Origin of the sequence: Flavobacterium sp. LAR06, from assembly GCF_041946075.1 — a bacterium.
Lineage (GTDB): Bacteria > Bacteroidota > Bacteroidia > Flavobacteriales > Flavobacteriaceae > Flavobacterium.
Map to the genome: position 1 here is coordinate 1 of NZ_JAUTYT010000008.1, position 12,237 is coordinate 12,237.

A 12,237-nucleotide genomic window follows, 5' to 3' on the forward strand; every position below is an offset into this window, starting at 1 on the left:
TTAAATCCTGTTATAAGCGTTTTTTTTGTCTAAAAAATAAACCTGATCAAAATAAGGGATGTTTTTCAGTGCCCTCAATTTTATTTGAGACTTTTTTTTGACCTTCTGGTTTTTATTTTTTTTCTTCATTATCCATCTTATCGTCTAATTCAGGTGCTTCACCTTTAAATTTATGAGTATCACCATCATAATTTTCATCATTTGTTAAAACCTCATCATATTCTTTATATTGATGTTTTTTAGTATCACTTTTATCAGCGCCAATCTTTTGATTATTGGGTTTCGGATTTTTATTATTTGTGTTCATAATATGTAATTTTAAGTTTTACTAAAATTACTTTAAATAATTAGCTTGTTACTTATATAATCATTTTTAAAAGTTATAAAATACCACTATTCAGCCAATTATATTTTTTAATATTCATTAAAATTTACGCATAAAGCTGGTGTCCATAATAAACATAATCTTCCATTTTATTTTACTGCAAAATCTTTTACTATTATAAGAAGCCGGTGAATTATATTTTTATGATGACAATCTAATAAACTTCAAAACAACCGAAATGTTTTTTCTAATTATTTAACAATTAGATTCATATTTGGGACAACAATATCTCCATTTGATCCGGAGTAACGCTGTGCAAATACCTCAATATAATCATTGGTATTTAATTCAGTTGAAGCATTTAATGGAAGGACTACAATGTCCGATGCGGCCGCGCCTCTACCATAAATTTTAGACTGAGATATAATGGTTCCATTCTTAGCAATATAAATTATATAAATGCCTGCCGCTGGAACCTGAAAAGAAATAGAACCTGTAACTTGAAAAATTCTTTTCTTTTTTCCGAGATATTTCAGGCGGTAAGGAACGCCGTCTGTAGAAAAGCGAAATAAATTTGATGCTGTCGAGACTGTAGTTCCAGTTCCGACTCTTACAATATTACTGGGATTTGCACCGTTTGTAAAAGAAACACCAATGCCAGTACCTACAGCGTAGTCTATAGCTAAATCTCCTACAGCATTTGCATCTGTCTCGGTAGGAATTCCTGCAGCCCTAACTGACCAGCTGTTGTTGAAGTTATACCCCGTGTAAGTTCCTGTAGTGTATGGTTTAACATAATTAGCAGGAGTAGCACCGGTAAAAACAACAGATTCTAAAACAGCATCGCCACTAATTGTAAGACCCGCTGTAGAAACATCCACACCATATGCTCCGGGACCAACATTAGAGAAACCTCCTTGTTTTTCTATCAAATTAAATGTTCCGGTAAATTTTTCATACGTGCCTGCATTATTGATAAACCATGCCTGGTTGCTCAATAGCAACTGACCGATATTATTGTAAGTAATACCATTTGTATTTCCTGAAAAATTGACGATACTCAAAAAAACTAATCCATAACCAGATATAGTTCCAACACTTGTTGCATTTGCAATTATGGTATCTCTAAGTAAAAAGGTTGAGGTCGATGACGCAGCATTTAAATTAAATACAGTTGCGCCTGGTGTTGTAATAGTAAGGTTTCTAATGCTGCCGCCCGCAGTACCATCAAAAAGAACGCCTGATGTTTTCACTATAATATCTTCATTAGCATCCAAACCGTCCAGATAGGCGTTATTTAAATCTATAGGCAAATTAAACACGACCTGGCCATTAATTTCATACAATGTATTGGCATTTAAAACATATTTGGCACCCGCACCAGCTGTTAATTCCGCAGCAAGAACAACAGCCAGGTTGTCGCCGGCTCTAATTCGCTTGAAATTTAATCTTGGAAGGGTTCCGCCACTAAGAATTGCCCAGGACGAAGTAGTAGAATTATAGTAATAAAATGATTTTACATCAGTATCATAAACAAGCAATGCATCAGCAGGAGATGCAATTGCGTTTCTCTGTACTGTGGTCATTCTCGGTGCAAGTATACCTTGAGTAGTAGAAGTAATATCTAAAACAGAACTTGCGTTCGGTGTAACAGTTCCAATACCAATTTGTGCGTGTCCAATAAATGTTAAAAAGAAAAACAGTAATACTATCATTCTTGTATTTTTTGGAGTAGATATATTTATCATAATTTCTCTATTTAGGGTTGCTTGTGATTTCCAATTTTATACTTTAATTATCTGTTTGAGTTTGAGATAACCACTTTCTGTGTCAATTTTTCATTGTCTGTTGTTAAAAACTCAACGATATAAATTCCCTGACTTAAGCCATTAGTTGAAAAAGAAAAATTGGAATCTGCTCCCAAATCCTTTTTGGATAAAACTACCTTACCCAGTATATCGTAGATTTTAAAAGTCTTAATTGCAATATTATTGGGGTTTGATGCTTTTAAAGCATTGTTATTATTGTCCTGAAAAATTATAAATTGCTTTTCATTTAGTTCAACTACACCCAGTGTCTCGCTTGTAAAGGTGATTTTAAATCTGTCCGAATATATCCCGGGAGCAACGGTTACCTGATAACCTTCATTTTTAATATCATGATAGGATTGATCAAGAGCATCATAAAGATAAATGGACTGAGAAGTGTCAAAGTTGATTACTTCGGGAATGTAAAATTTAAATGTAGCACTAGTTGTTGCTTTTACTGTTAATGGTATTTTTTTGGCCTGGTCAAAATTTACTCCCTGAATAACATAACTACCATTTTCAATCCGGAAAGCGACATCATTTGGAGGACTCGTATCCATGTTTAGGGCATCGATACCAATATCTACTCCGTCTGTAGCCTCAGGCAAAAAAGCCAGTGCCAGCTGTCGGGTAAACTTATTGTCAATAATTGTATTTAATTTAAAATACTGGAAAATGACTGCTTCATCATTATTGTCCGTTTTATTAGCTGTATCTTTTGTCTGTTTTTCAAACTGAGAAACACCTACGCCTTCTTTGGTAAATACACGATGTGCGTTTTTGAAGGTCGCTGTACCATTAGCATTGGCAAAAACTACAAATCCCTGACCTATTGGTGCATATCTGCGGGGGATAGATAATGAGGACGACAAACCTGTTGTATTCAAAGTTCCATCCTGATTGTAAGAATTGAAGGTTGCCGGTACATATACACCATCAACACCCAGAGACATTGGTGAATAACTTCCGTAACCACCTCTATAAGCGGCCAGATAATGAGAATTCACTGTTTTGTCCTGTTCCCAAAAATAGGCGATTCCTCCAGCTGCCACATTATCCGAATCTAATAGAAAAGCATTTAAATGTAATGCCGATGGATATGGATTACCCGTTAAGGTTGAATTATTAGCGCCTAAATTGATAGTAATATTTCCATCATTTGGCTTTCCTCTAAAATCATATCGCTGGGCACTTCCGGGGTTGTTTACAATCCCTGTTCCTTCGGGATTAGTACTATCTGTTCCGCTGGTTCCTTTCATAGAAAAACCTTCTCCGGCAGCTAATGTACTTGCATTACCAACAAACACCCATTGCGAATAATTATTGGCGTTAATTAGTTTATAAATCCACACTGATGAAATTGCAAGCGGATTCGCTGTTCCATTGTAATTACTCACAATTGTTGCAGGATTTGATAACGTTGATGTGGTTGGCTGATTTAGCATTGTAATCCCGAAACTTTCATTTCCGACAATGGAGGCAGTTGCATTTCCCACGGGTGAACACCAATAATTATATTCAAAATTATCGCTTGTTCCTTCCTGATACACCGATAATTTACCCTGCCCGATATTGGTAGATGAAAGAGTTGTACCCTGAATTAATTGTCCATTATTTCGAAGGTATAAATTCGAGTTTGCTTCTAAATTAATGTTTTGCTTCACAAAAAGAATTTCATTTTTAACGTACATACTGGCAGTAGATCCAAAATAAATCTGAGCTAAACATTTTGTAGTGCTAAGTAGTAATAAGAATAGTATTTTTTTCATAATTCCAATTTAGAGGTACAACAAAACAACATACATAATTATAAATCGAAGGAGTAGCACAGGTGCTATGCTTTTTTTTTTCCTACTATAAAAAGACCTAATAAAATACCCGTACCAATTAAAAATAAGATTTGATCATCAATAGACACAGGTAATCCCACAGGAGGAGGAATCGTAGGTGGCGGGGGGCCGCCTTGAAACGAATAAATCTTCAGTGATAAAAAAAATAATAAGAATACAGTTAACATTGTCATTTTACATTTCATAATATTTAATTTTGGGGCATTGAATAGCTGCTAAAACAAAGTTCTAGAGAAAAAAATAAGATATTATCAGATGAAATTTTGAATATAAAAAGGACTTATATTCCTAATAATTTAGATTGCAGTAGGTAATTCCCTTTTGCATCTTAATGTTTTTGGTTTTGTGAAATTACGATTTATCTTACATAATAAACTTACATCTAAAACTTAAAAAGTTATATAATTCCCATGTAAGACTTCGTAAGAATCACATTTTCAAAAGAATACATTTTACCATATTTTCTATATGATTTCTTTTTTAAAATTGAATTTCACCCAAAAAATGATAAACTAATCTTGTACTGGTGCACTTTTGTTTTAAATTTGCGGCATCAAACAGATATAAGCTTATTTTCTTAGAGAGGTACTCAAGACAAATAGCATAATTCAAGGAAGTAATAAAAGTGGAGGATAAACAAACAAGCTGGTCTACTTGTCCTGAATGTCAGGGACGAGGCAAAAAAAGTCAAAGGCTCAGTAAGAAAGTACGACTCCGCTACCAAACCGAACTCGATCAGTTTGAAAAATCGAATGGTGAGGGAAAAACTCCTGTTCGTCCTAAAGCGCACTTATATTTATGTCTGAATTGTTCCGGATCGGGATTAATTACTTCTGACACCTCTCCTATTGCTGATATTGAAAACTATCCTCACGTTGCTATTATTGGTGGCGGTATTGGCGGAGTGGCGCTGGCGGTAGGTTGTTTACACCGTGGTATTCCTTTTACTCTCTATGAACGCGATACTAATTTTGATGCACGATCTCAAGGTTATGGACTTACCTTGCAACAAGCCAGTAAAGCGATTGAGGGGCTTGGTATATTTTCTTTAGAAGAAGGTGTAACCTCAACAAGACATTTGGTTCACACTACTGATGGGAAAGTGATTGGAGAATGGGGAATTAGAAAGTGGCTACAATCAGAGGCTAAAAATTCTCTAAAGCGTACCAATATTCATATAGCCCGTCAATCTTTGCGTTTAGCTTTGTTAGAACAACTAGGTGGAGACAAAAAAGTACAATGGGGACATCAATTAGTAGATTTTAAAGAAACTGATGATGAGTCTGTTACTCTATCTTTTCAGGTTAATGATGAAATAAAGAACGTTAAGGCTGATCTTGTTATAGGCGCTGATGGAATTCGAAGTTCTGTCCGACGATTATTGATTGGTGAAGAAACTACTCCTTTGCGTTATCTTGGCTGTATTGTGATATTGGGTATTTGTCCCTTAAGTGCGTTAAAAGACCTTGAAAGTTCTCTTCTGGATTCGGCTACAGTATTTCAAACTGCAAACGGTAATGAACGAATCTACATGATGCCATACACATCCGACTCTATAATGTGGCAGCTTAGTTTTCCGATGACAGAGGAAGAAGCTAAAGTATTAAGTGCTCAGGGAACTCAGGCACTCAAGGAAGAAGCTTGTCGCAGAACGCAATGGCACACTCCTATTCCACAGATTATAGCCGCAACTTTGGAAGCTCAGATTTCCGGTTATCCTGTATACGACAGGGAATTACTTAGTTCAGAATTATTAGAGAAAAGTGGTAAAGCTACTTTGATTGGAGATGCAGCCCACCCTATGAGTCCTTTTAAAGGACAAGGTGCAAACCAAGCATTACTGGATGCACTCTCGCTAGCTCGAGGCATTGCAAAAGGATGTAAATCTTTAGCTCATTGGAAGAAAAATGGTCTAAGAGAAAGTGTTTTAACTGAATTTGAATCCGAAATGTTAGAACGCAGTGCTGTTAAAGTGAAAGATTCTGCTGAGGCTGCGGAATTCCTACATTCTTACATTGTGCTTCATGAAGGCGATGAACCCAGAGGAAGGTGTTTAAAGAAGAAAGATTTTTAGCCTTCTTCTACTTTATATAATTGGGCGAAACACATTTCTGCCAGTATTCCACTATACTTTTTATCATATCTTTCATTTCTATAAAATCGTATGGTTTTATAAAAAATCCCTGTACCGATTTTGAATAGGCTTCTACAACATGTTTTTGTTCTGCACCTGTTGTAAAAAATAAGTAAGGAATGGACTTCATTCTTAAATCTTCATTTTCATGAATTTTTGAACGCAACTCGATCCCGTTTAATTTGGGCATATTGATGTCTGAGAAAATAATAAAGGGCTCGATAGCTGTTGTTGTAAGATAATCAAGTGCTGATTCTCCATCACTAAAAAAAATAATTTCATTCTTATAATGAAGTTCTTTAAATACCAACCCAAGGATTTCCTGATCATCCTGATCATCTTCTATAATGATTATTGGTCCTCCCTTGTTCATAAATTTTTCAACTTTAAGGTTATTTATACTGATGGGAAAGGTACTCTTTTAAATTAAACGGAATACAAAATTTCCGAAAGCAAGTGCCAAAGTCGTTAAAAATCATGATCTTGTATTCACTTACTTTTTATAATACTATAAATAAGTAAGCGTTTAATCAGTTAATTTCACTATATTCGTTAAAAACCATAATTTCCTTAATTTAAATTTAAGGTTTCCGTTCTAATAATTACTAAAATATAGGTGCTTTTCCAGCAAATTACTGCCATTATTTTTCTAAATATAACTTCGCATTATATGAATATTAAAGAAAAAAATGACAAAAAGGAAACACTCCTTTCTCCAGATCAGATAACTTTTCATCAAAAAGAAAAGAATCAAAACAGTACAGCTCCAGACATCTCAAAAAAAGGGCTGTCAACTCCGAATAATCAAAAGACAAACAAAACTTTAGAAATTGAGCCTCTAATTACAAAATCTGCCCTTCAGAATAATGAAAAACAGCTGGCAGAAATTCAAATCTTAAAAGAACAGTTAAAGGCAAAAGAGCAGTTACTAAACAATCACATCAACGCCATAAATACTACTAATGCTTCAATTGAGTTCGATCTCGAAGGCAATATTTTAAGTGTCAATCAAATTTTTCTTGCCATTATGGGCTATAGTGAAATTGATTTACTGGGAAAACATCATAGTGTTTTTGTTGATCCCTCCTACTCAAAATCGAATGCTTATAAATTATTTTGGACCAGTTTAAAAAAAGGGATGTATCAAAAAGATGAATTTATTCGCGTTGCTAAAAATGGAAAATTAATATGGCTTTTGGGTAGTTACACACCCATTTTAGACATTCACGGCAAACCCTATAAGATCTTAAAAATTGCTACAGACATTACGCTTGCCAAAACACAATTTTTACAGTTGGCTGTTCAGGCACAAGAGAAGGAAAAAAGAGCATCAGAATTGGTTATTGCAAACAAGGAACTTGCTTTTCAAAATGTAGAAAAAGAAAAACGTGCAGCCGAACTCGTTGTCGCCAATAAAGAACTGAAATTTCAGAACGGACAAAAAGAGGAACGGGCATCTGAATTAATCATTGCTAATAAAGAACTCGCTTTTCAGAATAAAGAGAAAGAAAAACGTGCTGCAGAACTAGTTATTGCCAACAAGGAGCTAAAGTTTCAGAATGAACAAAAAGAGCAAAGAGCATCTGAATTAATCATTGCCAATAAAGAACTTGCCATTCAGAGTAAAGAAAAAGAAAAACGTGCCGCGGAGTTGATTATTGCCAATAAGAAATTAGCAGCCGAAAATATTCTGAAACAAAAAAGAAAAGTGGAGAAAGAAAAGCGTGCAGCCGAATTGATTGTTACCAATCGGGAACTTGCTTATCAGGAAAAACGTACTAAAGAATTGACACTTGCAAACGATGAGCTCAAGAAAGCTCAGGAAGAACTGGAGTCCTTTTCTTATTCTGTTTCGCACGATCTTCGGGCACCAATACGTGCCATTAATGGATATACACAAATTCTAATCGAAGATCATAGTGATGCCATTGACGATGATGGAAAAAATGTACTCAACGGCATCATAAAAAATTCCAATAAAATGGGAGTTCTTATCGATGATTTACTAGCCTTCAGCAAATTAGGTCGTAAACAGGTATCCTCTATGGATATAAATATGAAGTCACTTGTAAATACTGTTATAAGCGATTTAACCATTGAAAAAGGCGAAAACACACCAATATTCGAAATCGATGAACTTGCTCCGGCAAATGGAGATCCGTCTTTAATTAAACAAGTATGGATCAATTTAATTTCAAATGCAATTAAATATTCAAAATATAAATCAGAAACCCGAATTAAGATAACATCAACTTCCAAAAATGATAAAATTATCTATAGTATAAAAGATTGGGGAGCCGGTTTTGACATGGAATATTATGATAAATTATTTGGTGTCTTCCAGCGTCTGCACTCACAGGAGGAGTTCTCAGGAACAGGCATCGGACTTGCGATAGTGCAAAAAATAGTAAACCGACACCATGGAACAGTGTGGGCAGAATCAAAATTAGATGCAGGTGCAAAATTTTACTTTAGCCTGCCAGATATTAAACATTAAAAAATAAAAAAATGAATTACGACGATATTGAAATTTTATTTGCCGAAGACAGCATGGAAGATGCTACACTAACTATACGCGCCTTAAACAAAAGCGGTTTTACAAACAAACTTTTACATGTAAAAGACGGAGCCGAAGCGCTTGATTTTATGTACTGTAGAGGAATTTATTCCGAAAGAAATCCAAAATCGCATCCAAAACTTTTTCTTTTGGATTTAAAGATGCCAAAGATGTCCGGAATACAGGTGCTTGAAAAAATTAAAGGTGATATTCAATTTAAATCAATTCCGGTAGTTATCCTGACTTCTTCTCAAGAGGATCCCGATATAGCTAAATGCTACAGTTTGGGAGCCAACAGTTATATCGTAAAACCAGTAGACAGTAGTAATTTTTTTAATGCCATAAAAGATATGGGTATGTACTGGATGATACTCAGTCAGCCAGCACTCTAAAGTTAGAAGCGAACAATTATTTAATCTGAAACTATGATTCCTTATCAAATTAAAAAAGATATAAAAGTTTTGTTATTAGAAGACAATACTGCTGATGCGGACTTAATAGTAAGGCATTTGACAAAATCTGGATTGTCATTTAGCTCAAAAATAGTGGAATCCCGAAAAGCTTTTGAAGAATCACTTGATACTTTTTGTCCGGATATTATATTATCAGATTATTCACTACCCGCGTTTGATGCGGGTTCTGCCTTTAAAATAATTAAAGACCGGGAACTCAATATACCTTTTATAATTATTTCAGGTACTATTGGTGAGGAAAATGCCGTAATGCTTATAAAAGAAGGTGCTACAGATTATGTATCTAAAAATAATTTTTCGTCTTTACTGCAAAAAATTACACGTGCCCTTAAAGAAGCTGAGGAACTAATTGAAAAAGAAGACCTCCTCCAGAAACTAAGGATACAAACTGCAGCACTGCTTATAGCAAATCAGGAACTGGAATTTCAAAACGCTGAAAAAGAAAAAAGGGCTATTGAATTGCTAAATGCAAATAAAGAGCTGCTTGCCTTCAATTTTATCTCCAGCCATGATCTTCAGGAGCCGCTTCGAAAAATTCAAATCTTCATTTCAATCATGATGGAAAAAGAAATGAAAACCATGACCGAAGACGGAAAAAACAATTTGAACCGTATACATGTCGCAGCAACAAGAATGAGACAACTCATAGAAGACTTGTTAGATTTTTCCAGGGTCAGTACAGTCGACAATCAATACGAAACAACTGATCTACAAGACATTATTGATGATGTAAAATTAGAACTTAATGATACTATCCATCATAAAAAAGCTATTTTTAAAATAAATAAATTGATGCCGGTTAATATTATGGCCTTTCAGTTTAGACAGCTAATTTACAATCTAATAAGCAACTCTCTAAAGTTTTGCTTACCTGAAGTTCCTCTTCAAATTACAATACATTCTTCGATTCTTAAAAATGAAGAATTTAGAGCGCTTAATTTGCCAAACAGTCCGCAAATTTGTGATTACTGGAATTTTACTTTTCAGGATAACGGAATTGGTTTCGAAGCGCAGTACAATCAAAATATCTTTGTCATCTTTCAGAGACTGCATCATACTGAGGATTATTCCGGAACTGGAATTGGTTTAGCCATAGTAAAGAAGATTGTAGAGAACCACAACGGAATTATAATTGCTGATGGGAATCTAAATAAGGGCGTTACATTTAACATCTACATACCAATTAATAAAAACTTTAAGAAAATCCCGGAAGATTTAAAAACCGATAAACAATTTTCAGAAGTTATTGCTAGTGATTTACATAGCGAATATGAAATGCATTAGTCTCCGTAGATGTTCTGCTAAAATTAATTAAATTAGCTAAAGAATATTTTCTGATCAGATAAAAATCAATCAAATAACATTTTAATCTGATCTAATATCTGCAATGGTATATCTAAATATTTCAAAAAAAACAGACTGTGTAGTTAAATACAACATTAATTTTTCCTTTTATAAATTAAAAGAATGCTTGATAACTTCCCTTTTTATCTTGGTATATTAATAGTTATTTTATTGCTGATTATGATAGCAAATAAAATAAAAGTGGCTTATCCTATTTTGCTTGTATTAGCGGGATTGGCCATTAGTTTTATTCCGGGTGTACCCGTAATTAATATTGAACCTGAACTCATATTTTTTATTTTCCTTCCTCCTCTACTTTATGAAGCTGCCTGGACCGTTTCGTGGAAGGAAATGTGGCGCTGGCGACGAATAATTACAAGCTTTGCTTTTGTTGTCGTTTTTCTGTCAGCTCTTTCAGTTGCACTTGTTGCCAATTATTTTATTCCTGGATTTTCGCTGGCATTAGGGTTTGTATTGGGTGGAATTGTATCTCCACCAGATGCAGTTAGTGCAGGTGCTATTTTAAAGTTTGTCAAGGTACCAAAAGCAATCTCCTCTATTCTGGAAGGCGAAAGTTTATTGAATGATGCGTCTTCCTTAATCATTTTCAGATTTGCTATGATCGCTGTCGCAACAGAGCAGTTTATATTCGTTAAGGCTGCCACAAGTTTTAGCTGGATGATAATTGGCGGAGTATCTATAGGATTACTAATAGGATGGCTTTTTATGAAAGCACACAAGTACTTACCTACTGATACAAATGCAGATATTGTCCTGACGCTTCTTACACCTTACATTATTTACCTGGCCGCTGAAGAAGTGCATTGTTCCGGGGTTTTGGCTGTAGTAAGCGGAGGTTTGCTTTTATCGAATAACAGACATCGTTTTCTTACCAGCAAATCTCGTTTGCGCGGTGTAAATGTTTGGGAGAGCCTCTGTTTTATATTAAACGGATTCGTTTTTATGTTAATTGGACTAGATCTTCCGCAAATTACCAAAGGCCTTGAAGAAGTAAGCCTTCCTTCAGCAATTGGGTTTGGTGTGCTGATTACGTTGGTTTTAATGGTGAGTCGAATACTTTCTTCGTATGGAGCCGTACTTGTAACAATGATTGCCCGTAACTTCATCACTGTAGCGGATACAAGAAATCCCGGTATAAAAACACCTTTTATACTCGGCTGGACCGGAATGCGCGGTGTTGTTTCTCTAGCCGCAGCATTATCAATACCTGTTTATTTAAATAACGGAAATGGTTTTCCGCAGCGAAACCTTATTTTGTTTATCACTTTTATTGTAATTCTTCTGACTTTAGTCATTCAGGGCCTAACGCTGCCTTACTTCATCAAAAAAATTAATCTTACAGATATTTATGATCCTATACCGCGCGAAGAGGCGTATAATGCGGTTCGAAAAGAATTAGCAGAACACGCTATAAAGTATCTAAAAACGCATTATAGCGGAGAAGTTGAAAACAATACACCATTGCAGCATCTCATCCAAAAATGGGAACTTCACAGCAATGGAATAGACGACGAATCGATTGGAGAAGAACTTAAAGTTATTTATCTCGATCTGTTAAACGAACAAAGACAATGGCTGATTGATAAAAACAAGGAAGATCAAACTTTAGACGAATCCATAGTCAGAAGGCAAATGTATTATTTGGATATTGAAGAGGAAAAGTTGCGCTTTCTTTAAAATTTAATTAATTTGATTGAGTAACTGTCTAACGCTAAATTTAAGCAT

Annotated in this window: 10 protein-coding genes; 5 read left to right on the forward strand and 5 right to left on the reverse strand. The window is 34.8% G+C overall.

The window, feature by feature from the left end; all coding sequences use genetic code 11:
- Window positions 1-112 precede the first annotated feature (112 nt).
- The 4 genes from Q7C23_RS12695 to Q7C23_RS12710 form a co-directional block, all read right to left on the reverse strand.
- Complete coding sequence (locus Q7C23_RS12695; RefSeq protein WP_375032867.1) at window positions 113-307, reverse strand: hypothetical protein; 195 nt, start codon at window positions 305-307, stop codon at window positions 113-115.
- 269 nt (window positions 308-576) lie between these two features.
- Window positions 577-2,073, reverse strand: a complete 1,497-nt coding sequence (locus tag Q7C23_RS12700) for a hypothetical protein (RefSeq protein WP_375032868.1) — start codon at window positions 2,071-2,073, stop codon at window positions 577-579.
- 47 nt (window positions 2,074-2,120) lie between these two features.
- Entirely contained in the window at window positions 2,121-3,902 is a 1,782-nt protein-coding gene (locus tag Q7C23_RS12705) for a T9SS type A sorting domain-containing protein (RefSeq protein ID WP_375032869.1), read from the reverse strand.
- Window positions 3,903-3,967: 65 nt separating this feature from the next.
- The gene (locus tag Q7C23_RS12710) at window positions 3,968-4,168 is read right to left on the reverse strand and encodes a hypothetical protein (protein ID WP_375032870.1); all 201 of its coding nucleotides are present in this window, start codon (window positions 4,166-4,168) and stop codon (window positions 3,968-3,970) included.
- Between the two features lie 440 nt (window positions 4,169-4,608).
- Between Q7C23_RS12710 and Q7C23_RS12715 the strand changes: the two genes are divergently transcribed.
- On the forward strand, window positions 4,609-6,057 hold the full coding sequence (locus tag Q7C23_RS12715; protein ID WP_375032871.1) for an FAD-dependent monooxygenase: 1,449 nt from the start codon (window positions 4,609-4,611) through the stop codon (window positions 6,055-6,057).
- 7 nt (window positions 6,058-6,064) lie between these two features.
- Here the strand turns inward: Q7C23_RS12715 and Q7C23_RS12720 are convergent, their stop codons facing one another.
- Window positions 6,065-6,490, reverse strand: coding sequence for a response regulator (locus Q7C23_RS12720; protein ID WP_375032872.1), 426 nt, complete (start codon window positions 6,488-6,490; stop codon window positions 6,065-6,067).
- A gap of 297 nt (window positions 6,491-6,787) precedes the next feature.
- On the opposite strand from Q7C23_RS12720, the gene Q7C23_RS12725 reads away from it, so the two are divergent.
- The 4 genes from Q7C23_RS12725 to Q7C23_RS12740 all read left to right on the forward strand — a co-directional run bounded on the left by Q7C23_RS12725 (window position 6,788) and on the right by Q7C23_RS12740 (window position 12,189).
- Entirely contained in the window at window positions 6,788-8,614 is a 1,827-nt protein-coding gene (locus Q7C23_RS12725) for an ATP-binding protein (protein WP_375032873.1), read from the forward strand.
- Between the two features lie 11 nt (window positions 8,615-8,625).
- Window positions 8,626-9,066: a response regulator gene (locus tag Q7C23_RS12730; protein WP_375032874.1), complete on the forward strand. Its 441-nt coding sequence runs from the start codon at window positions 8,626-8,628 to the stop codon at window positions 9,064-9,066.
- Between the two features lie 33 nt (window positions 9,067-9,099).
- Window positions 9,100-10,431, forward strand: coding sequence for an ATP-binding protein (locus Q7C23_RS12735; protein ID WP_375032875.1), 1,332 nt, complete (start codon window positions 9,100-9,102; stop codon window positions 10,429-10,431).
- Window positions 10,432-10,614: 183 nt separating this feature from the next.
- Window positions 10,615-12,189: a Na+/H+ antiporter gene (locus tag Q7C23_RS12740; protein WP_375032876.1), complete on the forward strand. Its 1,575-nt coding sequence runs from the start codon at window positions 10,615-10,617 to the stop codon at window positions 12,187-12,189.
- The last annotated feature ends 48 nt before the right edge of the window (window positions 12,190-12,237 follow it).